The 23,496-nt window shown below is 45.3% G+C and carries 20 protein-coding genes; 11 read left to right on the top strand and 9 right to left on the bottom strand.

Annotated features, from left to right (window positions below; all coding sequences use genetic code 11):
- Positions 1 to 211 precede the first annotated feature (211 nt).
- The 4 genes from HMPREF1222_RS03095 to HMPREF1222_RS03080 all read left to right on the top strand — a co-directional run bounded on the left by HMPREF1222_RS03095 (position 212) and on the right by HMPREF1222_RS03080 (position 3,192).
- The gene (locus HMPREF1222_RS03095) at positions 212 to 727 is read left to right on the top strand and encodes a hypothetical protein (protein ID WP_038076465.1); all 516 of its coding nucleotides are present in this window, start codon (positions 212 to 214) and stop codon (positions 725 to 727) included.
- Between the two features lie 131 nt (positions 728 to 858).
- Complete coding sequence (locus tag HMPREF1222_RS03090; protein ID WP_016518164.1) at positions 859 to 1,113, top strand: DUF4160 domain-containing protein; 255 nt, start codon at positions 859 to 861, stop codon at positions 1,111 to 1,113.
- 11 nt (positions 1,114 to 1,124) lie between these two features.
- Positions 1,125 to 1,580: a DUF2442 domain-containing protein gene (locus HMPREF1222_RS03085; protein ID WP_016518163.1), complete on the top strand. Its 456-nt coding sequence runs from the start codon at positions 1,125 to 1,127 to the stop codon at positions 1,578 to 1,580.
- A 16-nt stretch (positions 1,581 to 1,596) separates the two neighbouring features.
- On the top strand, positions 1,597 to 3,192 hold the full coding sequence (locus HMPREF1222_RS03080) for a DUF1302 domain-containing protein (protein ID WP_016518162.1): 1,596 nt from the start codon (positions 1,597 to 1,599) through the stop codon (positions 3,190 to 3,192).
- A gap of 85 nt (positions 3,193 to 3,277) precedes the next feature.
- Here the strand turns inward: HMPREF1222_RS03080 and HMPREF1222_RS03075 are convergent, their stop codons facing one another.
- The 8 genes from HMPREF1222_RS03075 to HMPREF1222_RS12365 all read right to left on the bottom strand — a co-directional run bounded on the left by HMPREF1222_RS03075 (position 3,278) and on the right by HMPREF1222_RS12365 (position 14,913).
- Positions 3,278 to 5,566, bottom strand: a complete 2,289-nt coding sequence (locus tag HMPREF1222_RS03075; protein ID WP_016518161.1) for a methyl-accepting chemotaxis protein — start codon at positions 5,564 to 5,566, stop codon at positions 3,278 to 3,280.
- Positions 5,567 to 5,681: 115 nt separating this feature from the next.
- The gene (tkt, locus tag HMPREF1222_RS03070; protein WP_016518160.1) at positions 5,682 to 7,676 is read right to left on the bottom strand and encodes a transketolase; all 1,995 of its coding nucleotides are present in this window, start codon (positions 7,674 to 7,676) and stop codon (positions 5,682 to 5,684) included.
- 15 nt (positions 7,677 to 7,691) lie between these two features.
- Complete coding sequence (locus HMPREF1222_RS03065; RefSeq protein ID WP_006190243.1) at positions 7,692 to 8,693, bottom strand: AAA family ATPase; 1,002 nt, start codon at positions 8,691 to 8,693, stop codon at positions 7,692 to 7,694.
- Positions 8,694 to 8,804: 111 nt separating this feature from the next.
- Complete coding sequence (locus tag HMPREF1222_RS03060; RefSeq protein WP_016518159.1) at positions 8,805 to 9,569, bottom strand: hypothetical protein; 765 nt, start codon at positions 9,567 to 9,569, stop codon at positions 8,805 to 8,807.
- 86 nt (positions 9,570 to 9,655) lie between these two features.
- Positions 9,656 to 10,528 carry an IS3 family transposase gene (locus HMPREF1222_RS03055; protein ID WP_280452028.1) on the bottom strand — a complete coding sequence of 291 codons (873 nt, stop codon included), beginning with the start codon at positions 10,526 to 10,528 and terminating at the stop codon, positions 9,656 to 9,658.
- 23 nt (positions 10,529 to 10,551) lie between these two features.
- On the bottom strand, positions 10,552 to 10,824 hold the full coding sequence (locus HMPREF1222_RS03050; RefSeq protein ID WP_016517724.1) for a transposase: 273 nt from the start codon (positions 10,822 to 10,824) through the stop codon (positions 10,552 to 10,554).
- A gap of 43 nt (positions 10,825 to 10,867) precedes the next feature.
- Complete coding sequence (locus HMPREF1222_RS03045; protein ID WP_016518158.1) at positions 10,868 to 12,874, bottom strand: DEAD/DEAH box helicase family protein; 2,007 nt, start codon at positions 12,872 to 12,874, stop codon at positions 10,868 to 10,870.
- Positions 12,874 to 14,913: a site-specific DNA-methyltransferase gene (locus HMPREF1222_RS12365; protein ID WP_016518157.1), complete on the bottom strand. Its 2,040-nt coding sequence runs from the start codon at positions 14,911 to 14,913 to the stop codon at positions 12,874 to 12,876. Before HMPREF1222_RS12365 ends, HMPREF1222_RS03045 begins: the two co-directional genes overlap by 1 nt.
- A gap of 152 nt (positions 14,914 to 15,065) precedes the next feature.
- On the opposite strand from HMPREF1222_RS12365, the gene HMPREF1222_RS03035 reads away from it, so the two are divergent.
- The 5 genes from HMPREF1222_RS03035 to recR all read left to right on the top strand — a co-directional run bounded on the left by HMPREF1222_RS03035 (position 15,066) and on the right by recR (position 18,286).
- Positions 15,066 to 15,389: a helix-turn-helix domain-containing protein gene (locus tag HMPREF1222_RS03035; RefSeq protein WP_016518156.1), complete on the top strand. Its 324-nt coding sequence runs from the start codon at positions 15,066 to 15,068 to the stop codon at positions 15,387 to 15,389.
- Between the two features lie 176 nt (positions 15,390 to 15,565).
- Positions 15,566 to 16,816 carry a DNA polymerase III subunit gamma/tau gene (dnaX, locus tag HMPREF1222_RS03030; protein WP_016518155.1) on the top strand — a complete coding sequence of 417 codons (1,251 nt, stop codon included), beginning with the start codon at positions 15,566 to 15,568 and terminating at the stop codon, positions 16,814 to 16,816.
- A gap of 140 nt (positions 16,817 to 16,956) precedes the next feature.
- The gene (locus tag HMPREF1222_RS03025; RefSeq protein ID WP_244870106.1) at positions 16,957 to 17,388 is read left to right on the top strand and encodes a DNA polymerase III subunit gamma/tau; all 432 of its coding nucleotides are present in this window, start codon (positions 16,957 to 16,959) and stop codon (positions 17,386 to 17,388) included.
- A complete protein-coding gene (locus tag HMPREF1222_RS03020; protein WP_006190237.1) occupies positions 17,385 to 17,696 on the top strand; it encodes a YbaB/EbfC family nucleoid-associated protein in 312 nt (103 codons plus the stop codon). The genes HMPREF1222_RS03025 and HMPREF1222_RS03020 overlap by 4 nt, the downstream gene beginning before the upstream one ends.
- On the top strand, positions 17,696 to 18,286 hold the full coding sequence (gene recR / locus HMPREF1222_RS03015; protein WP_016518153.1) for a recombination mediator RecR: 591 nt from the start codon (positions 17,696 to 17,698) through the stop codon (positions 18,284 to 18,286). The genes HMPREF1222_RS03020 and recR overlap by 1 nt, the downstream gene beginning before the upstream one ends.
- 487 nt (positions 18,287 to 18,773) lie before the next feature.
- Here recR and lon read toward each other — a convergent pair whose 3' ends face one another.
- Positions 18,774 to 21,209 (bottom strand): endopeptidase La, encoded by a 2,436-nt coding sequence (gene lon, locus HMPREF1222_RS03010; RefSeq protein ID WP_016518152.1) that lies wholly within the window; start codon positions 21,207 to 21,209, stop codon positions 18,774 to 18,776.
- 433 nt (positions 21,210 to 21,642) lie between these two features.
- Between lon and HMPREF1222_RS03000 the strand changes: the two genes are divergently transcribed.
- Both HMPREF1222_RS03000 and HMPREF1222_RS02995 read left to right on the top strand, forming a co-directional pair.
- Positions 21,643 to 22,398 (top strand): ParA family protein, encoded by a 756-nt coding sequence (locus tag HMPREF1222_RS03000; protein ID WP_006190229.1) that lies wholly within the window; start codon positions 21,643 to 21,645, stop codon positions 22,396 to 22,398.
- 223 nt (positions 22,399 to 22,621) lie between these two features.
- Positions 22,622 to 23,482, top strand: a complete 861-nt coding sequence (locus HMPREF1222_RS02995) for a ParB/RepB/Spo0J family partition protein (protein WP_244870158.1) — start codon at positions 22,622 to 22,624, stop codon at positions 23,480 to 23,482.
- The last annotated feature ends 14 nt before the right edge of the window (positions 23,483 to 23,496 follow it).

Here is a 23,496-nt window from a genome sequence, read left to right as displayed (position 1 = left end):
GGCGGTGGTTCTAATCAGTAGCGTGTTTGCCTTGCAAACACGTAGGTAAAAAATGTACAGGGATGTACATTTTTTACCGTGCCTGCGGTTAATTTTTTCTCGCGCCTCGGATCTACACCGTCTATTTTCAAAAGGCTTACGGAAGAGAACTTTTCGAAAGGGTTGTTTTCTATATGCTGCTGGTGAGGTAAAAACAGAGGGAATGATTTAGGTGGATATAATCAGAGCACTATTGGACGGCATAGCGATGGCAGCCATATTTAACGGTTCGGCGGCGGCTCTTGTAATAGCCAACCCGAGATATTTGATGGATTCATATCCTAAGGGGATTCAAAAAGCTGTTCCTGAGCTAATGAATAAGAAAGAAAAACGGGTAAATAAAATATTTACGGTTATTGTAATGGGAGGTTGTTGGCTTTACGGAGTAATAAGTACATTACACGGCGGAATTCATACGTTTAAGACAATATTTTGTACCGCATATATTCATTGGATTATTGTGAATTTTGCCGACTTTTTCTTGTTGGATTGTCTTTTATTCCAAAAATGGACCAAGTTGATTGTCATTCCGGGGACGGAAGATAACCTAATCTATCAAACAAAAAATTGGATGAAGGTTATCGGAATACCCGAACATTTTTTATTGTGGCCGTTTATAGTAGTTCCGCTTTTTTCTTTAGTTCAAACAGGTATTGTAATGCTCATACAATTTTTGTTTTCTTTCTAAGGCTTACATGAAAGTACACTGAGAAGCGGGAATACGGACAACCGGTAAATTGATAGGATTGATAAACCCATTGACAACATCACGATACCGTGAATATGATGTAAGTCGTTAAGAACGAGGAGGTACTAGATATGCCCGTATTATCAAGGTTTTATGGAATTATTATCCGAATGTACTTTCAGCAATCAGAACATAATCCGCCGCATATTCATGCATTATATGGGGATGATATGGCTGCTATCGATATACAAAACGGAGAAATATTAGAAGGGCATTTACCTCCGAAAGCATTATCGATGGTACGAGAGTGGATGAGTATTCATCAAAAAGCTCTTTTACATATATGGGAAACACAGGAATTTAAGCCGCTTTCCCCACTTGAATAAGGAGACGCTGTATGTTTCATAAGATTAGAGCAGTTCATACTTTGCCTGATTATCGCTTATATATTCAATTTTCGGAAGGCCTAACAAAGATATATGATGTCAAACCGCTTTTTACTAAATGGGCGGCTTTTAAACGATTGGAGAATGAACCGGAATTATTTGACGATGTAGAGGTTGATACAGGCGGTTACGGTATTGTTTGGAATGATGAGCTTGATTTATCGTGTGACGAATTATATGAAAATGGAAAAACGGTAAAAAATCCGTTCGACGGATTGATTGCAATGAGCGATGCAACGTTGCTTTGGGGCTTACATGAAAGTACACTGAGAAAGGCGATTGCTTATGGTAAGCTTGTCAACGGAATCGATGCCTGCAAATATGGTAAACAGTGGGTTATTTCTGTGGAAGCTATGAAGCGGGAATACGGACAACCGATAGTCGATACGGTTGAACGATGTCGATAAGGAGAGGTATGTCAACATGAAAACGATACAAAAAAAACACGGAGCGGTTATTGCGTGTTGTACGCTGTTTTTTGCGGTACTATTGCTGCCTTGCACTGCGCAGGAAGCAGGGGATATACGGGGCAGAGACGGTACGGGGAAAACAGCTCGAACAGCGGAAGTTTCATCCGGCAATGCGGTTGAATATCAAACAGCCGATGTCGAACTGCCCGCCGATGATGAGGAGGAGGACTCTTCCTTCGATTCGGAAGCTGACAGCGCAAAACCGGTATTTACGCTCAGCGGTAAAATTGAAACGCTGCACGGTTTCCGTTGGAACGATGTTAAAAAAAATGTTGAGTACGGAGTATCCCGTTCGATTGCGCAACTGAAAGGCGAGGTGACTGCGGGCTCTTCGTATGCCGCGCTTTCCGCTTCTGCCGAATACAATTACCGCAACCCCGCACGCACGGGTTTTCGGCTGAACGAAGCCTATTACCGTTATTCCGGCGATATCTGGGATATCAGTGTGGGGAGGCAGGTTATTGCGTGGGGACAAGCGGATGGGTTTAGGCTCACCGATGTGTTAAGCGCGCGGGACAGCTCGGAGTTTATCGCCTTTAACGGCGATGATGCGCGGCTCCCGTCGGACAGCGTCCGCCTGCGTTTTTTTCACGATCTGTTTACATTTGAAGCGATTGCCGTACCGTTTTTTACACCGAATAAGCTGCCGCGCTTCGGCTTTGAAGATGGCGCAAAAGGCAGCCTCTACTATATCGACACGCCAGATAGTTTCGATATGCAAACACCATTTGGCACCATTACCGCCCCTATAACGTATACAAAAACCCAAAGCGCAAAACCAAAGATGTTCACCGACACGGAAGCGGCCGCCCGTTTTTCCTTCTTTCTACCCGGCATTGATTTTTCCGTTTCCGGCTTCTACGGCTGGGATAAAAATCCGCGCTATGTAAAAAGCGGGTATGCAAAAAAGGGTTTGTTTAATCCTGCTAACCCGCTGAGTCCTCTTAATCCATATGTTCCGAAAGAACTCTATACTAATTTAAATGAGGAGTATTACCGTATCTGGATGACGGGCTTTGACGCGGCAATTCCGGCAGGAGACGTAACGGTCAGATTAGAAACTGCATGGGTAGGAGAACGGTACTTTGAGCCCAAAAATTTACTTACAGATAAATCTATTGACGATTTGAAAAGGCAGACACCTGATGATGTGCCGCTTGACTTTAATGCTCCCGTTAAAAAACACCAGCTGCTGATGCTTGCCGGAGTCGATTGGATGAAAGACTCGTGGACGCTGAGCGGTCAGTATTTTGAAGACCTCATCCTCAATCATAAAAACGATATAGAGCGGCCGATGCACAAGGGCTTTGTCAGCCTCAATGTAAGCAAAACATTTTTGCGCGAAACACTGAAGCTTTCGGCAAGCGGCGTCATCGACGTAAACTACGGCAGTACGTTCAGTACCTATTCAGTTGCCTACGCGCTTACCGACAACATAAGTTTTGCGCTCGGAGGCGATGTGTACACCAAAGGCTACGACGGCAAGGGCGACTTTGCAGCGATGCACAAGATCAGCGCTCTATGGTTGAAGGGAACGTTTACGTGGTAGAACATGGGCATCTCTTAAAAAATGATCCGCTCTCCGCAAAGCCGATAGGCTTTCAGTTTTTAAGGGATGCTTTCATTCATCTAAGCTATTCATTCATTTGGATGTTGTTCAGATGATCGGTGTGTGTAATCAGTGCATTGAGCATACCGATTGATTCGCTCGTTTCAGCTTCTACCCCGCGTGTTGTCTGAACTGCATCATTGAGGCTTTTGATATTTGTGAACATAGCCGCGATTTCCGTATGTACTTTCTCGGTCGCTTGCAATAAGTTGGTAAAGCTTTCATTGATTTTATTTCTGAGTTCGGCTACTTCGGCTTGTTCCTCTTGTACATCAATGGATTGATCCGCCAGCGATTGCATAGCGCTGTTCATTTCTTCGGCCTGTACATCGACGTCTTTTAAAAACGATGAAATATCTCCTAATATTGTTTGAAAGTTATTGACCTGCATATTGATATTTTCAAAACTTTTTCGCAACACATCCGAAGCCTCTGCGGAATCTTTAATGCTTTTATTGATGTGCTTTAAAATCTTACCGGTATTATCGGCCTCATACGCGGAGTTTTCTGCAAGTTTCCGTATTTCATCGGCAACGACCGCGAAGCCTTTTCCCGCTTCTCCGGCATGAGCGGACTCTATTGCCGCGTTCATTGCCAATAAATTCGTTTGCTCTGCAATGGCGGTAATAATTTGGTTTGTCTCCAGTAGACTTTCCGAGCTTTCGTAAATAGCATTGATGATATCCGTAACCGTTATCAAATGATGTTTACCGGCATCGCTTGCTTCGCGGATGTATGAAAAATTATGATTTATTTCGTTGAATTTTTCCGTTAGTCCGTTAGTAGCATTGTTCAACTGCTTAATCTGTGTTACCGTTTCTTCTGCCGCATCCGATTGCCGTTCAATTCCTTGCCGCATTGTATTCAAAAAAGCATTAAAGCTGTCGGTTGCATTTTGCGTACTCCGAAGTTGATTGCTTTGCTCGGATATTTCAGATCTTAACGTTTGAACTTGAAGCGATAATGCCTGCATTGCCTGTTCTGCTCCGTCCATGTTTTGTGACAGAACCGTCTCTTGCCGCTGCAGTTTATCGCTGGTGTGTCTGATCTCATTAAATAAAAGAGTTTTCTGCTTGTCGGAATCCGACAGTTGTATTTTTATCTCCTCGCTTTGACGATTGTAAATGTGCGTTTTCCATGCAAAACCGAACGCCTGCGCTAATAAAAATGCGGAAAAACCGAACGGCAATAAATTTCCTGTAGGAACGAGCATCATACTATAAAATAAATCGTTTAACGTGAAAATTGTCAGAATGATAATACCGATAACAATAAATATTGCTCCTTCCCGTTTACGTATGAGCAGCTTGATGATCAAATAAATGACATAGACGATAATCATAACAATCACTAATTGATGAACTTGTATGAGTTTTCCGTAGATATAAGACGGCGTTACACAAATAAACGCTGAGTACCCTAACGCCTCAATCATAATGATACGGTTAATAATTTTATGAGTATCTTTAGGATAGAGAGTTGCAAAATAACCGACTACGGAAAAGCTGAGCAATGCAAAGGTAAGGTAGTCGATTTTAGTATCGATATTCCATGATAAAGAAGAAAAGAGGATTCTAAAGACGGGTCCTTTTACCATGTTGCGGAGAACGACGAGAATACTGAAGAACACAAACCATAAGACACTTTTATTATCAGGTTGAAATAGATAGAGCGCAAGATGATACAAAATAATTGCGACACCAAAGCCAAAGACAAAAATCTCAATAAACAGGAACGCAAAATCGGCACTGTCCGCTTTTGCTTTTGTCGAAAACTTAATGGTTTGGTAAATGCCTCCGCGTGAATGAAAAAAGTTTGAAACCTGAATCGCCATGCATACTTCGGTTAGGTCTTTCGGAATATAATAGAGAATATCTGCTTCGCCGCGGACAGATGCTTCCCGTGAAGTTCCGACTTGTCCTGAATGGGCTTGCAACTCTCCATTTACATAGAGGCTCCATGCGGAAACCGGAGAAGAAAATTGTATTGCTAATTCGGGATGCTGTTCCGGTAATAAAATCTGCAGAGTATAGGTACCGTATCCGAAAGCGGACATCTTTGTGCCGTCAGATAAAACGGTTGAACTCCATTCTTTAGGAGCTTCGATAAATACCGTAGGGGTGCGTACATCTTCCGGTGAAGAAAGTAACCGGCGATTATAGAATCCCATCCTGCCGCTTATTACCATGCTTTGAGTATCGTCGAAGTTGCTTCTGCGGAGATCGAGTACTCCGTTTTGAATGGTTTGGGTAAAAACCGGCGCAAAGCATATACTCAATAGCAAAATAACTATGAGTCTCTTTGTATGTTTCATTGTCTCTCCTTTTAAATTTATCGCCTTTCTTGCGTTTACAGTTCTGTCGGAGCATTTCCGCTATCGAAGATAGCCCCCTTGTTTGCCCTGCTGTAAACGCAGTCCTTTTATTCGATTAACCGAAGTCTTTAATATTGGCGGCAAGCGCTTCGGCGGTAAATCCGAGATGTTCCGCAACTTTTTTTGCGGGTCCCGATTCGCCGAAACGATCTATCGAGAAGATATCCTTCTCCGGCGACCGTACCCAGCCTTCCCAGCCCTGTTTGACACCGGCTTCGGCAACCATTATACGGGTGTTGCTGTTACCGACCAGCTGTGCTTTAAACGGATTCGTTTGTGCATCCAGAAGCTCTTTCGACGGAATGGAAACAACCCGTACTTTTTTCGGAGCGGCGAGTTCTGCGGCTTCGCAGGCAAGGCTGACTTCGGAACCGGTTGCAAGTATCGTTACATCGGGCGTGCCGTCCGTACCTTTTACGGTATAGCTGCCGGCTGCTTTCATCAGAGCTTTCCACTGAGGTTCGGCTTTTTCCAGTATCGGCAGGTTTTGGCGGCTCAGTATTAAACAGACCGGACGGTCTTTCTGCTCCAGCGCAATTCTCCATGCGACGGCGGTTTCTTCCGCATCGGCAGGGCGGATTACCAGCAGGTTCGGAATTGCGCGGAGACTTGCGAGCGTTTCCACCGGCTGATGGGTAGGCCCGTCCTCGCCGACAAAGATGGAGTCGTGGGTCAATACAAAAATAGAAGGGATGCGCATCAGCGCCGCGAGCCGGAGCGCCGGACGCAGATAGTCGGAGAACACGGCAAAGGTTGCGCAGAAGGCGCGGAAGCCGCCGTGCAGCTGAATACCGTTGGTAATCGTTGCCATCGCGAATTCTCTGATACCGAAGTGGATGTACCGTCCCTGCGGCGTTGCGGCGGTAAAGGATTGGGTATCCTGCAAGGCGACCGCATTCGGCCCCTGCAAGTCCGCCGAACCGCCGACGAGATTCGGGAATGCCTTTGCAAAAGCGTTTAGTGCGGTTTTGGAAGCCGCCCGCGTCGCAATCATTTCATCTTTTTTAAAGACAGGATCGGCAACGGCGTCGAGTACGGCTTGGTCGATACCGCCTTGTACAAAGCTGTGCTCCCATTCTTTGCGCCGTTCGGGGTAGGCGGCGCTCCATGCGGCAAAGCTGCTATTCCAGTCCGCTTCCGCTTGAGCAAACTCCTTTTGCCGCTCTTCAAAATAACGGTAGGCTTCGGGGGCGACAAAGAACTGTTTTGCAGGATCAAGCCCCAGCGTCTTCTTTGCCTGCGCCAGCTTCTCTTGACCGAGCGGAGAGCCGTGTGCGGCTGCGGTTCCTTCGACGGCGGGGGCTCCCTTTCCGATCACTGAATCAAGGATAATGAGCGAGGGGCGCGGGTCTTTTTTTGCCTCCACCGTTAGCTGCTCTATATCGCTGTATGAATACATCGAGCCGTGCAGCACCTGCCAGCCGTAGGCCTCGTACCGCTTTGCGACATCTTCGGTAAAGGCGATGTCGGTTGAACCGTCTATCGTAATATTATTTTTATCGTAGTACACGATGAGCTTGCCGAGCTTCAGCGTACCGGCAAGACTCGATGCTTCGGAAGAAACGCCTTCCATTAAACAGCCTTCTCCTACCAGCGCATACGTATAATGATCGACAATGCGGTAATCGCCGGTGTTGAACCGCGCTGCCAGCATCGATTCGGCGATCGCCATACCGACTGCGGTAGATACGCCTTGGCCGAGTGGGCCGGTGGTGGCTTCTACGCCGGGGGTGAGCCCGTATTCGGGATGTCCTGCGCAGCGGGAACCGACCTGTCTGAAAGAGCGGATGTCGTCGAGCGAAAGATCATAGCCGGCTAGATGCAGCGCGGCATACAAGAGCATAGACCCGTGCCCTGCCGACAGGACAAACCGGTCGCGGTCTGCCCATTGGGGATTTTTCGGGTTGTGGCGTAAAATTTTTGCATATAAAACCGCCGCGAGTTCGGCAGCGCCGAGCGGCAGTCCGGGATGACCGGAATTGGCTTTTTCGATTGCATCGATTGAAAGGCTCCGTATCGAAAGCGCTACGGCGTCAAGTTCTTTATTCATAGTTCCTCCAATATGTTACGGCTGCGGGATAAGTTCGAGCAGCTCGGCGATAATTTCATCGGCGCTAATATTTTCCGCGCTCGCTTCATACGAAAGCTTTAAGCGGTGGCGCAGGATGGGGTAGGCGAGTGCCTTTACGTCTTCGGGCAGGACATAGTCGCGTCCGTTTAAAAACGCCCGTATCTTTGAGCATCGGTAAAGGGCGATGCTTGCGCGGGGGGATGCTCCGACGGTGATGTAGCTGAGGTAGCTCCCGCGGGGCAGCTCTTCGCGTTTTTCGATGATGGGGCGGGTCGCCGTAACCAACGAGATAATGTATTCGTGCAGGCCTTCCGTACAGCGTACGGATTCAACTCCTTTGCGGATGGTATGAAGCGTGTCGACGGAAAGAATCGATTCGGTTTCGGGCGTCTGTGTTTTTTTTGCCGAAGCGGTGATGTTCTCGCTTTTCAACATGATGACCAGCTCATCCGCCGGCTTAGGATAGGGGACGAAGAGTTTAAACAGGAAGCGGTCGAGTTCCGCTTCGGGAAGAGGGTAGGTACCTTCCTGTTCTATCGGGTTTTGGGTTGCGAGCACGAAAAACGGTTCGGGAAGCGGATAGCTCGTTTCGCCGATGGTAACCTGTCCTTCCGCCATCGCCTCGAGCAGCGCGGACTGAACCTTTGCCGGCGCCCGGTTGATTTCATCGGCCAGTACCAGATGTGCAAATAGCGGCCCTTTGCGTACCGAAAAGCGGTGTGCGATAGAATCAAAAATGAGCGTTCCGGTAAGGTCGGCAGGCAGTAAGTCGGGAGTAAACTGGATGCGTTTAAAACTTAACTGTGAAAGATCGGCGAATGTTCGTACCGTTAAGGTTTTGGCAAGGCCGGGCGCTCCTTCCAGCAGCACATGCCCGCCCGCAATATATGCGACCAGAATATCGTCGATCAGCTGTTCCTGCCCGATGACGGATACGGCCATTTGTTTTTTAAACGCAGCAACCCGCTGCAGTACTTCGGTTTGTAAACTCTCCATAATAAAAGAAGTTTACGCATATTTTTCATTCTATGCAAGGCTGGAATGCAGGACAAACATATCAGGAGCATTTTAAGCGGTTGCCCTGCTATCCGAGGTAAGTTTGATTGACTAATGGCGAGGTAGAATTGTCTTTTCAAAATTTTCCGTAAATTTTGATTTCAACCCCTTATCTTCGGTGTTAAAAAACGGTAATCCTATTAACACGTACGAACTGTTATGTTCCATAACGATATGCTCTTTTCCGTAGCGTCGACTGATTTCTTCCAGAAAAGCTTGTTTCCAACCGTCGTTGTCGTCTCCCGCAAGATGCTTGCCTTTCGGTTCGATAAAGACCTGATAATATGCATTAGGGTTGCCGGCTTTTCCGTGCAGAAATAATAAAAAATCAGGTTGAAATCCGCGACCGGTATCAAAATCAAAAATCTTATAGACTTCTTCATTTCGGAGCAACTGAAAAGAATCGTAATTGGTAAGCAAATTTGATTTTCGGTCTTTTATGAATTGAATTAAATTCCGTTCTTCGCTTGTGCCCCAAAATGCATCGAGCGCATACCAATTTGCAGCTTGTAATTCTTTTTCCAATGTCTTGTTTTCCTGTGTTTCCGGTGCCTGTTCATCGATGGAAATAAGTCTTTCTTTAGTAAAACATATTTTGCCTTTTTGTTGATCGAACGAAAACATATCCGAAAATTTTATCAACCGAAAATCCGTTCCTTTATACGGCTTATCGAATTGTTCCAATTCCTTTTGCAGGTAAGCAAAAAAAATTTCACACATTTCCAGCATTTTTTTATTCGGGAGATTTTCATATTTGTCTGTATCATGCGTGAGCCTAATTTTTATATCTTTTATGAAATCAAAAAATTCTTTCATACTCCGAACATTAAATCGGCATAATATATTCTCAAAACTATTGGAATAGTCAATATTAGTGCAGTGCCTAAATACCCCAAATGTATTTAAGCAGCACTTTTTTTAGCTGCTGTTTTCCTGTATACCAGTGGAGGTAAGCCATCGGGATTTACTGTCGTGATACGTTTCGTGTTGTAATAAGCAAACGTGTATCTCCAGACGATTGTCTTGACCTCCTCCACGGTCAGTTTTGTTGTATCAAGCTGATAGATCTTTTCCTTTTTCAGCGTTGCAAACCAGCTTTCCATCCGGGCATTATCCCAGCATTTCCCAACTCCACTCATACTCTGCACCGCATGCAGCTGTCCGAGCGTCTTTTTGTACTCATCGCTTGTATACTGGCTTCCGCAATCGCTGTGAATTATCGCTCCACTTGGTATATCAAAATTCTTGTATGCCTCCGTTATCGTTTTTATACATAGTTCCTTTTTCATGTTTGTGTCCATTGCAAGAGAAATGATCTCCCCATTATAGCAGTCAAAAAGAGGTGATACGTACAGCTTTCCATCTTTGCATGGTATCTGAGTTATATCCGTCAGCAATTTTCTCAAAGGCTCTTGTGCACTAAAGTCTTGTTTGATGATATTCTGCGGTCTCATCGCCTTTTTGTCGGCTTTTGTAAGACCGTCAGGGCTTTTTCTGTCTTCATGCAGCAGATTTCCTCGTGCCATCGCGCGTCTTACCGTCGACAATGAACGCTTAATGCCCCGTTGTTCAAGTGCTATCTGCATACGCCTCACCCCATAGTTCTTGTTTTCTTCATCCTCATCGAGAATTTTATGCATTTGAGCGAGCAGTTTCTGCCATGCTTTCACTTTTTTCCTGTTTCTCTTCCATTTATAAAAACCGCTTTCGCTGACCGGAAGAACAGCGCACAGCATCCGTGCTGAAAATTGCTTGTCAGCAGTACGGTGGTGGATGTAAGCAAAAAGACCATCCTTTTCTATTTCTTCCGGTCTTGAACGAAAAAACCGAGTGCATCCTTGAGTATCTCATTCGCACTTTTAAGCTCGGCTATTTCTTTCTTGAGGCGGCTGTTCTCTCTTTGAATATCAGCATCTGTACTTTTTCCTTCTTTGTTTTTCTTTACCCGCTGCTTTCTCCAGCCTGCTAATGTTCCGTAGTTCACATTAAGCTGTTCACACGCCTTCTTCACTCCGATCTCGTCCGACAGCTTCAATGCCTCGATTTTAAAGTTCTCATCGTACCGTTTCATTGCCCTTCCTCCTCTCTTTTTCGGCAATTTTGGCGCTGCACTTTTATTGTATCACTCCACTATAGTAGGAAGCGGCATTTGTATTAAGGCGATGAATAGCTTTATATTTTATATGAGTCGGAATATCGGAAAATTTTAGTTCTTCTGTTTTTAATTGACCGCTTTCAGCCGCAATATACGTATCTTCTTTTTGAAAATCAACTTTCCGTATTTCAGAATACTGACTTGTAGTAATTCTGTACTCAAACGGAGAAAGATTTTGAAAATTATCAGGGAGCTTTTTTAGTCTACGTGCAGGGTTTTCAATTCTGTCATTCACAAATAAATACATTCCGTTCAGTATCTCTTGCTGCTTCGGTTTTACAGGGAAAATTTTTTGCGTCCGTTTTTCTGCCATCAAGCCCCTGTTTTTGAGTTCATTCGATAATTCATTGATATAACGATGATCTTCATCGGAATGAAAATAGAACTCTTCCAACATACGCAGCTCATTACCGATATCATCATCGAATTTACGGCGATTAATCGGCATATCGTTATAAATAAATGGAAAATAACGTACCCCGCGTCCTATCAGCTGAACTTCACTTGTTGTGCTTGTACCGGCCTTGTGCGTTTTAGTATCCGTATCACGTCCCGTATACAGTCGGACAATGTCGTATAAGTTCAGCACATCCCAGCCCTCGGTAAGACGTTGCACAGTAAAAATTGCTCTAACATGATTACTGTAATCTTCCAAACTGTTTAAAAGCCGGTCTATCTCAGAATCCGTTTTTTCTTTTTTGGTTGTATTTGTCTTACTGTTTGTGATGATGGTAGTACGCTCTTGAAAATTTTCACGGATATAAGCAGCAACATTTTCAAAAGAATATTCATTCTCTTTTAGATATAACAGAATCCGCGCAAAGATATTGCCACTCACGGTATATGATGATGGAATTGGATCATCAGCAGGCATGTTTATTTTTGAAAGATTATGAACAAAGTTAAAGTCGGATGCTGTTACGGATTTGCATAATGCAATAAACTTTTCACAATCGGCTTTTGAAGATTCAATTGTTTTGCTTCTAAAAAGAATCACCGGTTTAAAATTCGGAATTCCTAGTTTAAGCGCAATGCGATAGCGGTACCAGTTTAAAAGTAAAGCCTGCAAAATTCTTTCGTTTAATTCAAGATTCGATCGAACAAGGCGGATATGTTTTGTACAGCCCGCTTCAACGAAGTCTTTTAGTTCAAATTTGATAATTATTTTATCTTCATACTTTTGTAACACTTCAGATGTGTTCGGAACCGTTGCAGTAAATTCCAAAAGCGCATTCTTGTTTCCGTTTTGATTTTTACCGTCTTTGTTTAAAATACAATGACACACCGTATGTTCCCACGAACGTTCAATATCGTCTTCTTTTGCAGAATTTTTTAATTCTCCGATAAAAGAAACTTCATCTGAAAGAGTTTTTTGTTTTTTCTTTGTCGTACTTGCATTTAAGTGGTGCGCTTCATCACCGAATAAAATAACATCACGTTTTTGTAAGTCCGAAAGCAATACGGAGTTTTCGCTTTCTTTATAAATATCATTATGCAGTTTCTGAATTGTTGTAAATTTTATCTGTACGTCATCGCAAAAATCGGAAAACATATCGACTTCCCGAAATGCAACTCGTCTGCCGTCAATGACGACATTTTCTTTGAATAGATATTTAGTATGCTTTGTGTCGATAAAATTTGCCTGTGTCTTTCCAAGAATGGCATTTTGATTGACAAAAAAGATAAAATTCCTGTATCCCTGTTTGTAATAATACAAAATGAGTGCAGCCATAACGAGTGTTTTACCGCTTCCCGTAGCCATATTGAACATAAGGTGATTCGGTGAAAGTATTTCACCTTTTTTAAGCAGTTTTGAACGAAGTTTCTCATTGATAAGAAAATTTTCCAATGCTGTACACTGCCAGTCATATAACGGATATTTTAAATTATCCGTTATATATAAAGGAATTGCATAATCGCTTTCGTCAAGAATTTCTTTTTGATTTTGAATTTTATCGATAAGCATTACCTATTTTCCTTATCATTGCCACGTAGCCGATAAAAATCTTCCGTAATCGCAATATCATCCGTGCTGAGCCCTGTGTTATCGTCGTGCCGGTCATCCGCATTAATGTAGAGCTGATTTAAATCAAGCATACGGCAAAACATTTCTTTTTGCTCTTTCAATGAGAGCGATTGAAAGCGATCTGTTTTGACTTCTTCATGAAATTCCTTTATACGGACGCTGTAGTGCAAAAAATATTTACGGCACAGTTCGTCGAATAGGAAAATAAGCTCTTCAACATTTTTGCACGCTCCAATCAGCCGTACTGCTTGTTCGTTCTTTTCAGCAAGTTCCATGTAAACAAACGACCCGCCGCCGTGCCAGTTCTCAAGTTTTGAGATTCCGCCCTGTTCACCCTCAATGACTTTTTTAAGCCGTTCTACCGTAACCGTATCGATATAATCCATTTGTTCAACACCGATATACTGACGATTCATTTTATGTGCAACAGCAGCAGTCGTACCTGAACCAAGATGGTGGTCGAGAACAATATCGGATTCGGAAGTTGAGATTGCCAATATTTTTTCTAATAACTTTTCCGGCTTTGGAGTTTGGAAAACTTTTATATCAAATAGTTGTTTTATTTCATTCGCAGCTTCTGTGGTATTTCCATATTCCAACCAAATACTGCGTTCTTTTTGAATTTTATCTTTTGCTTCTTCAAAATAAAAAACTTCATACGGTTTCCACTTACCGTTTCGTTTATCCCAATAGATATGGTTCTTATCGAGAGATTCGGGTTTTTTTCGCCATCGTCCATCTCGTCCATCAGGCGCAGTAGGAAAAAAATCATTGTTATCGGGATCTTTGATAGCATAATATAGGGATGGACGGTCTTCTTTATATGGCGCCGTTCCCCATTTTTCAAGTTTTATCAGATTCGCAGATTTTCCATTTATTGTTTTTATAAAATCTGTTTCATTTACTTCCTTTGTTTCTTCGAAAATTTTCCATTCTTTTTTCTTAAAAACTAATATATTCTCATGCTCAATTGCAAAAAAAGCCGTATCTTGTCCGCCTCCGGTTTTTTTTCGCCAAATTAAATCCACTACAAAATTTTCTCTTCCGAATACATCATCCATCAACAATTTTAAATAAGCTTGTTCGTTGTCATCGCATTGTACAAAAATTGCCCCGTCTTCTTTTAATAGTTCCCGTGCAATTTCAAGCCGATTTTTCATAAAGGTGAGCCAGCTGGAATGATTAAAATTATCATTGTATGCAAAACTGTCATTTCCCGTATTGTACGGCGGGTCTATGTAAATAAGCTTTACCTTGCCTGTAAATTCTTCTTTAAGCGAATGAAGCGCAAGTAAATTATTTCCTTTAATTATCAAATTATCGGTGATGGTATCTTCCGGAAGCCCACGTTTTTTGTTCAACTCGGCATCGCGGTTTAATTTTTTACAGAGAGAAGATTTTCCAGCTTCATAGCGCTTTGCATTGCAAAATGCTTTCGGGGAAAACAAACTGTCTATTTCATCGCGAGCAAGAACCTCATTATAAAAGATCTCTCGGCGTTTACTCGTTTTTTCCTCGTATCTCTGCTCTTTGTCATTGTATTCAAAATAAGCATCCAAACCGTCTTCTTTACGCTGACCGCCTTCCAATACGCAGTCTTTGAACGGAAAATTCAAGACAACTTCGCTCCGGTCGATCAATGGAATGTCTCCCATATACAAGCCGATTTTTTGCCCGAGGTATTTCGAGTATGAATTACAGGCGGAGGAATATTCCAGAAATTCTTTAAATCTCGCCGTATTAAAAACAAAACTATCTAAAACCGGAGTAAAAAAGGCTTTTTTTATGGAGCTGTTTTTGAGCAAGGGTGCGAGCAGTTTTATGTCGCCGCGTTCTGCACAATCCTTTATCACGTTAATTTTTAATCTCGGTTTTTGTTTTTCATCGGCAGCCGGTTCTACAAAATCAGGCACTGCTGCAAGTACCTTTTCAATACGGTTTTTAAGCGCATTTGTTTCAGGGGTTTCAGTATACGGCATAACGGCTCCGCTCACTATTTGTGATAATTTTTAGCAAAAAGATGATAATATTAGCATTAAAGTAACTAATCGCTAATATTATCGGCACATTGATGTAATATTATAGCGATTTGTATATTCTTTCCATCAAATCGTAATTTTATAATACCATTATGACTGAACTTGAATTGATAAAATTGTATTCGGAAAACATAAAGCGGTTACGCTTATCTAAAAAACTGACGCAGGAGCGGTTGGCTGAACGAGTCGGTATTACAAGCTCATATATAAGCGAAATTGAAAATCAAAAGAAAATCGGAAAATTTGAGACGATTGCTTCTATTGCCGCGGCGCTTGAAGTCGAACCGTATGAATTATTTTTGCCATCAGGTGCTATGCCGTCCTATAACAGTAAGCGTACTCGAATATTGATGAATCGCCTTCGTAATAATTTCAACGATCTGGTAGATACGATAGAGGAATTTTTAGCGGAGTAGCAGCTAACAGGTTATGTAAGTCGCCAATATGTCTAAAACGACTCTATGGCGGTAGAGGAACTGAGGGTATTAAACCCCGTACGAATAGAAAGAGTCGTGTTTAAGAAGAAACACTAATGTTTGATTTCAAAAGGTATACCCTTTATCCAAAGTTCAATTTATGATATGATATTCGGATGGAGTACCAAGTAACTGCGACACGGCGCAGGCCTCAGCGGTTTGAAGATTTATTAGGGCAGGATTTTGTTGCGGCAACGCTGCAAAAATCCATTGAAGCGGGAAAAATAGCCCATGCGTATCTTTTTTCGGGGCCGCGCGGATGCGGTAAAACCAGTTCGGCTCGTATCTTAGCAAAAGCGCTCAACTGTGAAACGGGAACCGTCGCTACTCCCTGCGGGGTTTGTACCTCTTGCCGCGAAATTACGGCCGGTTCTAGTATCGATGTTATCGAAATAGACGGCGCATCGAATACGAGCGTCAACGATGTGCGGCAAATCAAGGACGAAATTCTCTTTCCGCCCAATACCAGCCGGTATAAGATTTACATTATCGACGAAGTGCACATGCTTTCTACAAGCGCTTTTAATGCCTTGCTTAAAACGATTGAAGAGCCGCCTCCTTACGTTATCTTTATTTTTGCGACAACCGAATTGCATAAGGTGCCGGCAACCATCAAAAGCCGCTGCCAGCACTTCAACTTTAAATTGGTCGATGTCGAAGTTCTTAAACAGGCCTTAGCGGAGGCTGCGGCGGAGCTGCATATCGAGGCTGACGACGAAGCGCTGTATTGGATTGCGCGGGAAGCTACCGGAAGCGTACGCGACTGTTACACGCTGTTCGATCAGGTCGCGGCCTTTTCTGACGGGCATATTACCTTTGAAAAAATACAGCATACACTCGGTTTAACCGGTACCGATTCGATCGGCGCGCTGCTGACTGCCTGCGTTAAAAAAGATGCCGCCGCTGCGCTGCTTACCCTTGACACTATTCTGCAAAACGGCGTTTCTACCGAACAATTCACCGTAGACTGTACCAACTATATCCGCAGTCTGTTGCTGATACGGCAGGGCATTACAAAAGAAGCTTTGATCGGGCAGCGTGTCGAGCGGTTTCCTCAGGAAATACTCACCGGTTGGGATTCGCAGCAGCTTGAGCGTGCACTGTATCTTTTTTTGCAGCTTTTCAGAGATCTCCGCTTTTCGCTTAATCCGCGCTATGAGCTGGAATTGACGGTTTCCCGCCTCGCATGGCTTTCCGACTATGTTTCGCCCAAGGAACTGAAAGAAGCCTTTGATGCGGCTCAAGCGCTGCTTGCGGGCGTACCGCCGGCAGCTCAAACGGCAAACAGAGCTCTGCCCGGCAGCGGTATGCCGCAAAAAGGCGGGGCTGACTCCCCTTTTTTAAGACCGGCGGCTTCTCTTCGCTGAAGGCTGCCGGTACTTACGGAAACACCGCATCAGCCGGAATAGCCGGTACGCCTCAACAACAGGATGTACAGCATTCGGCGGTACGGCAGATTCAGCCTTCGGCAGCAGGACATCAGCCTTCAGCAGTACGGCAGCCGGAGGTGCAGCAGATACGACGTCCTATAGCTGAAAATCAGTCTCCGGCGGAGAACCGAACCCCGCCGCCGCCCCGCATACAAAACATCGATGAGCTCAAAGAGGCTCTTATGCAGCAGCTGCAGATAGAACACACGATGCTTGCGACGGCGCTCGGTAAGACGCTGAACTGGAACGAACGGGACGGTGTGCTGTATATGTCCGTGCATACGCCTTTTGAAGTGCAGCAGCTGCAGCGGGAAAAAAACATCCTGACTGTAAAGACATCGGCACTCTACGGCAAGGAGTTGAAAATACAAATAACGCTTGCCCAAGAAGAGAAGGTACAAAAAGCACCGATACCCGCACGAGTGGAGATGGTGCTGCGTAATATCAAGGGCAGTATTGTCGACATACAAAAAAAAGCGGTTGAAGAAGAACCGGAGGAAGAAGAATGAACATAAATCCGTTTGAATTAATGAAAAATGCAAAAGACTTACAGGCTCATTTCGGTAAAATGCAAGAAGAAATAGCGGCGCTTCGCGTACAGGGCGTTTCAGGCGGCGGCTTGGTTAAGGTAACGCTGAGCGGAACCTTCGATATGATAAAAATCGAATTGGATCCCATCGCTGTCGATAACCGCGATATACAGATGCTGCAAGACCTTATCCGCTCCGCCCACACCGATGCGGTGGAGAAAATTAAGGAAACGCTGAAAGAAAAGGTGGGGCCGCTCGCCGCGCTTGCGGGAGGAATGCCGTCGTAATGAATGCGCTCGAAGATCTTATCGATAATTTATGCCGGCTGCCGGGTATCGGAAAAAAAAGCGCCGCCCGGCTCGCATATCATATTCTTAAACAAGAGCCGCTCTATGCGCATCGGTTGGCGGATAGTTTGTATAATTTGCACGATAGTATCAAGCCGTGCCCGATATGCGGGGCTTTTACCGATCAGGACGTGTGCACTATCTGCAGCGACCCCGGACGGGACGGCTCCTGTATCTGCGTAGTTGAGCAGCCGCAAGATGTCTATACGTTAATGAGCATGGGGGAGTACCGCGGGCTTTTTCACGTGCTTGGCGGCGTTATCGCACCGCTCGAAGGCATCGGGCCGGAACAGCTCCGTATCGCAAGCCTCGTCAAGCGCATCGGCAGCGGCACGGCGGTAAAAGAAGTAATTCTTGCAACCAATCCGACTATTGAAGGGGATACCACAGCTCTCTATATCCAAAAAGTACTGCGTGATTTTCCCGTCGAAGTTACCCGCCTCGCGTCCGGGCTACCGGTCGGCGGCGATTTGGAATACACCGATAAACTGACGCTGATGCGCAGCTTTAAAGGCAGGATTAAGATTTAATTTCCAAGAGTTTGAAAACCATCATCCCGTTTGCGAGATTTATGGATAAGTGTCCTTATGTGTTTCTTTTCTGTGTTAATTTCTCTAATTGTTTTGCATCTCTTGCTGCTAAAATATCGGCTATACTATCAAATGTATATTTACCATTAGAATTCTTTATTATCTTTAATATGGAAGATAATAAATTGTATATTGTCCAGTGCGGTACACATTATCACCAATAGCGGCAAACGCATCAGGCAGAGTATATAAAAATCGCAAAATAATTGAGGCAGTGAGACCATTTGAATCAATCTTTAACTGCTGTACATCCGTGCCGGTTCTGATACGTTGAGGATTGTCTGTAGCGGGGTATATAGCCTTTCCGTAAGCCTTTTGAAATAGACAGTACAGATACAAGGCGCTTAGCAAATCCCAACCGCAGGCGTATCTATGATACGTTGAGGATTGGAATTTGCGTAGCAACGCCGTAGATGTGCTGTATATTTCAAAAGGGGTGGGCAAATGAGCGTTGTATCACCTCTTCCATCGTCGTAACGGGATGGAACTGAATGCCTTTTTTTACGTGCTCGGGTATTTTTTCGAGGTCGCGGATATTCGCGGCGGGAATGATAATCTCCTTGATGCCGTTGCGGCGGGCGGCGATGGTTTTTTCTTTTAAGCCGCCGATCGGGAGCCCCTGACCGGTCAGCGAAAGCTCTCCCGTCATCGCAAGCTTAGGCTTAATCACCTTACCGGACAGCAGCGAAAGCAGCGCAACCGTCATCGTGATACCGGCGGAGGGGCCGTCTTTTGGGGTTGCGCCTTCCGGGATATGCAGGTGGATAACGTGAGTCTCAAACCATTTGACGCTTGTGATGCCGTGAGCGTCGGCAAAGTGCCGCACCCATGTCCATGCAATCGAGGCTGATTCCTTCATCACATTACCCATCTGACCGGTCAGACGGAATTGCCCCTTGCCCTTATTCGACAGTGCTTCTATCAACAGGGTATCGCCGCCCATGCTCGTCCATGCAAGCCCGATCGCCGTACCGGGAACTTTCGCATATTTGATATCGTCGTCGCGGAAGATGGGCTTGCCGAGCATCTTTTCGATTTCGGCGGTGTCGGGTGCAAACACGTCTTTTTCGCTGCGCTCGCCGGTAACCAGCTCGACGGCAATTTTCCGGTGGAGCTTATCGAGGTTCTTTTCAAAGTTGCGTACCCCCGCCTCCCGTGCGTACCCGTTCGCAATATGCAGCAATATCTGCTTGGAATATTTTACCTGCGTTTTCTTTAAGCCGTTTTTCTCAAGGCTTTTCGGCAACAGGTAGTTCTTTGCAATTTCAACCTTTCCCGCATCGATGTATCCGGCAAGTTGGATAACTTCTGCACGGTCGAGCAGCGGCCGCGGAATGCTGTCGAGCGTGTTCGCCGTCAGCACAAACACGATATGAGACAGGTCGAACGGCAGATCGAGGTAGTGGTCGCGGAACGACACGTTCTGTTCCGGGTCAAGCACCTCCAGCAAGGCGCTGGAGGGGTCGCCCTGATAGCTTTGCCCCATTTTATCGATCTCGTCGATCATAAAGACCGGCGCCTTCGTTTTAACGATTTTTAGCCCTTGCAGAATTTTGCCGGGCATTGCACCGATATACGTTCTGCGGTGTCCTTTAATTTCAGCCTCATCCCGCATACCGCCTACCGAAAACCGGAAAAACGGTTTATTCATCGCGCGGGCGATCGATTTGCCGACGCTCGTTTTCCCGACGCCGGGCGGTCCTACCAGCAAAATAATCGACCCCTTCGTATCGTTTTTCAGTTTCCGTACCGCAAGGTATTCGATAATCCGCTTTTTTACATCCTCCAACCCGTAGTGATCCGCGTCCAAAACCTTTTTTGCTTCATCTATATTATACGCTTCCGGTTCGGGGGGATTCCACGGGAGAGTCAGCGCCGTTTCAAGGTAATTCCGGCCGACAATGTATTCGGGCGAATTGGGTTCAAGGAACTTGAATTTTTCAAACTCCGCTTCTATCGTCTCTTTTACTTCACCTTCAAAATGAAACGAATCGATCAGCTTGCGGAATTTCTCCTCGTCGGCATCCTTAGGCTCGAAACTCAAGCCCAGCTCTTTTTTGATGCTTTTGAGTTCTTCATGCAGGAAGTATTCGCGCTGATTTTTTTCAATTCGCGTATTCAGATCCGCCTGAATCTTCCGTTGGACATCCAGCAGTTCCTTTTCTTTTTTGATATGCACAAAGACTTTTTCCATCCGCTCGCGGACGTTAACGGTCTCCAATATCTTCTGCTGATCCTCTTTCGGAATATTTAAAATGCTGGCGGTAAAGTCTGCAATTTTACCCGGATGATCGATGTTGACGATGTTGAGCCGCATCTCTTCCGTAAAAAGCGGATTGTTTTCGGAAAGCTCTTTCATCTCTCCGATAAGTCCGCGGAGCAGCGCCTTAACTTCAACCGTATCTTCTTCCTCATCCTCAAGGTATTGAACCGCTACGACAATCGGTTTCTTCTCGTTGACGATCTTGCGGATTTTAAACCGCTTTAAGGTTGAAATAAGAATATTGATACCGCCGTCAGGCAGATTGATTTTTTTGATAATCCGGGCAGCTGCTCCGATTTGATACACATCGGATGCACCCGGCTCTTCCGTCTCGTTTTTTAAAAGCGAGAGGCCGATAAAACCGGTGCTGCCGTACGCTTCTTCGACGGAACGGATATCGTCGGCATCGTTGAGCAACAACGGGGTAAAAATTCCCGGATAAATAGGCCGGCCATTCAGCGGAATAAGATTGATTTTTTTAGGTAAAAGTTCTTCAATCGGAATAACCGCTTTTTCTCCTTTCGGAGTTGATGTATCCGCCTCGTTCGGCGTATCTAAAGTCTTTGAAGTATCTGAATTCATAGCTTCAAATATCGTCATTATTCAGCGAAAAGTCAATAAATTGGGCATCTTCTAAAAACTATACCTGAGTTTTTAGAGAGTCTCCATGGCAACCGCATTATAAAATATTTTCAGCGGGCGCCTTCCTTCTGTGCGAAATTTTGCTTAAAATTTCGCACATTTTTCCAGCAAAGGGGAAAACGCATCAGGCAAAATAGATAAAAATCGCGGAAAAATTGAGACTGTGAGACCATTTGAACCATCTTCAACTGTTGTACATCCGTGTACAACAGTTGAAGGCGAGTTTTGTGTGTGCACAAAACATCGCTGCTGTATGGAACTACTGCCATCCTTGGCAGTTCCGGTCGAATAGTCTCAATTTTTCCGCGGGGCTGTAAAAAAAACGGCCTGATGCGTTTTACCCTGAAGATGCCCCTTTTATCTCTTTAGAAAATGCGGTATACTCACCCGTATGGGGAAAAGCATCGTTTTTGTTAATCAAAAAGGCGGGGTAGGAAAGACCACGTCTGCCGTTAATATCGGCGCATATTTTGCACAGGCAGGAAAGAAAACGCTGCTTGTCGATTTTGATCCGCAGGGAAATATGTCGTCCGGCGTGGGAATTGCAAAAAAGCAGCCGAGTATTTATGATGCGATTGCTGGAAAAATTCCTATCCAAAAAACCGTCCAACCGACGGCGGTTAAAGACCTGTATGCGATCCCCGCCGATATTAATCTATCGGGCGCTACCATCGAATTGGTCGATCAGCAAGCCCGTGAATTTTTTCTCCGCGACAACCTTGCCCTTCTGAAAGACGAATATGAATATATTTTAATTGACTGCCCTCCGTCGTTGGGAATTTTAACGCTGAACGGACTTGCCGCTGCGGATGAGGTGTTTATTCCGCTGCAGTGCGAATATTTTGCCCTTGAAGGGCTCTCGCTTCTTCTGCAAACCGTTAAAAAAGTGCAGGAAAAGATTAACCCCCATCTTAAAATCGGCGGTATCTTTTTTACGATGTACGATTCCCGGACAAAGCTGGCGCAGGAAGTTGTGCAGCAGGTTACCGCCTATTTTAAAGACCGCGTATGCAGCACGATTATTCCGCGTAACGTCCGCCTTTCCGAAGCTCCCTCCCATGGGCTGCCCATCTGTAAGTACGATGCCTCCTGTATCGGCGCCCGCAGCTATGAAAAACTCGCTCAGGAGGTGCTTGACCGTGCCTAAGTCTGCGTTAGGTAAGGGGCTCGACTCCCTAATTCCCCCCGATATTACGGATTTGTACTCGAATGAGGCCGTTGCGCAATCTGCCGATGCACAATCGAATACCGCGCAGCCTGCCGGCGGGTACCCGAACGGCGGACAAGCGGCCGGTTCACAATCGGCCGGTGGTCGGCCGGTAAGTTCACAACAGGGTGAGGCACAAGCTGCTGCGATGCAGGGAACTGCGATGCTGGCATCCGCTGCACAAGCGGCCGGTACGCAAGCGCCTACCGCCGGTTCCGCGCCGGTTGAACTTGACCCCGCGCTGCTCAAACCTAATCCGTATCAGCCCCGCCGTACTTTTAACGAGGAAAGCTTGCAGGAGCTTGCCGCTTCAATTAAAGAGCACGGTATTATTCAGCCGATTATTGCGGAAAAAGACGGCGAAAACTATTACATTATTGCCGGGGAGCGGAGAACGAGGGCGGCGCTTTTAGCGGGGCTTACGCGGGTGCCGGTTATCTTCCGCGAATTTGAAAACAGCAAAAAACTTGAAATTGCGCTTATCGAAAATATCCAGCGGGAAAATCTCAACCCGATTGAAGAAGCCAAGGCGTATCAGGAAATTATGCAGCTGTCCAACCTCAATCAAGAGGAAACCGCCAAGAGGGTAGGGAAGAGCAGGTCGGCGGTTGCCAATGCGATGCGGCTTTTACAGCTGCCCGACCGGATGCAGACAGCGCTTGAAAAAGGCGCCATCACCGCCGGCCATGCACGGGCAATCCTTTCGCTTATCAATCCGGCGGATCAAACCCTGCTGTTTACCCGCATTACGGAGCACGCGCTTTCCGTGCGGGAGGCTGAAATGCAGGCGGCTCAGCTGAAAAGCGGCAGTCGTACGGGTCAGAAAAAAACGGAGCCGCAGCAGGCAAAACAGCCGGACGCGGATGACGCGCAGCTTGCGGTCAAGGATATTGAGCAGCAGTTTATCGATGCGCTCGGCACAAAGGTTGAAATTAAAGGCAATCTTGAAAAAGGCATTGTGTATATTTCGTATTTTTCACAGGCCGACCTTGATGCGCTCTATAACAAGATTGCCGCAAAATAACAGTAAGAAATTAA

It is taken from the genome of Treponema vincentii F0403, assembly GCF_000412995.1.
GTDB lineage: Bacteria > Spirochaetota > Spirochaetia > Treponematales > Treponemataceae > Treponema > Treponema vincentii.
The sequence above is the reverse complement of the archived record's forward strand: the minus strand, read 5'-3'. Positions and strand labels throughout refer to the sequence as shown.

Excerpts from the sequence above, each read along its gene's own strand:
- HMPREF1222_RS03090 (WP_016518164.1), top strand. The coding sequence starts at position 859 with ATGCCCGTATTATCAAGGTTTTATGGAATTATTATCCGAATGTACTTT.
- HMPREF1222_RS03065 (WP_006190243.1), bottom strand. The coding sequence starts at position 8,693 with ATGGAGAGTTTACAAACCGAAGTACTGCAGCGGGTTGCTGCGTTTAAA.
- recR (WP_016518153.1), top strand. The coding sequence starts at position 17,696 with ATGAATGCGCTCGAAGATCTTATCGATAATTTATGCCGGCTGCCGGGT.
- HMPREF1222_RS03075 (WP_016518161.1), bottom strand. The coding sequence starts at position 5,566 with ATGAAACATACAAAGAGACTCATAGTTATTTTGCTATTGAGTATATGC.
- HMPREF1222_RS03050 (WP_016517724.1), bottom strand. The coding sequence starts at position 10,824 with ATGAAACGGTACGATGAGAACTTTAAAATCGAGGCATTGAAGCTGTCG.
- HMPREF1222_RS02995 (WP_244870158.1), top strand. The coding sequence starts at position 22,622 with ATGCTGGCATCCGCTGCACAAGCGGCCGGTACGCAAGCGCCTACCGCC.
- HMPREF1222_RS03085 (WP_016518163.1), top strand. The coding sequence starts at position 1,125 with ATGTTTCATAAGATTAGAGCAGTTCATACTTTGCCTGATTATCGCTTA.
- HMPREF1222_RS03035 (WP_016518156.1), top strand. The coding sequence starts at position 15,066 with ATGACTGAACTTGAATTGATAAAATTGTATTCGGAAAACATAAAGCGG.
- HMPREF1222_RS03020 (WP_006190237.1), top strand. The coding sequence starts at position 17,385 with ATGAACATAAATCCGTTTGAATTAATGAAAAATGCAAAAGACTTACAG.
- HMPREF1222_RS03060 (WP_016518159.1), bottom strand. The coding sequence starts at position 9,569 with ATGAAAGAATTTTTTGATTTCATAAAAGATATAAAAATTAGGCTCACG.
- lon (WP_016518152.1), bottom strand. The coding sequence starts at position 21,209 with ATGACGATATTTGAAGCTATGAATTCAGATACTTCAAAGACTTTAGAT.
- HMPREF1222_RS12365 (WP_016518157.1), bottom strand. The coding sequence starts at position 14,913 with ATGCCGTATACTGAAACCCCTGAAACAAATGCGCTTAAAAACCGTATT.
- tkt (WP_016518160.1), bottom strand. The coding sequence starts at position 7,676 with ATGAATAAAGAACTTGACGCCGTAGCGCTTTCGATACGGAGCCTTTCA.
- HMPREF1222_RS03080 (WP_016518162.1), top strand. The coding sequence starts at position 1,597 with ATGAAAACGATACAAAAAAAACACGGAGCGGTTATTGCGTGTTGTACG.
- HMPREF1222_RS03045 (WP_016518158.1), bottom strand. The coding sequence starts at position 12,874 with ATGCTTATCGATAAAATTCAAAATCAAAAAGAAATTCTTGACGAAAGC.
- HMPREF1222_RS03000 (WP_006190229.1), top strand. The coding sequence starts at position 21,643 with ATGGGGAAAAGCATCGTTTTTGTTAATCAAAAAGGCGGGGTAGGAAAG.
- dnaX (WP_016518155.1), top strand. The coding sequence starts at position 15,566 with ATGGAGTACCAAGTAACTGCGACACGGCGCAGGCCTCAGCGGTTTGAA.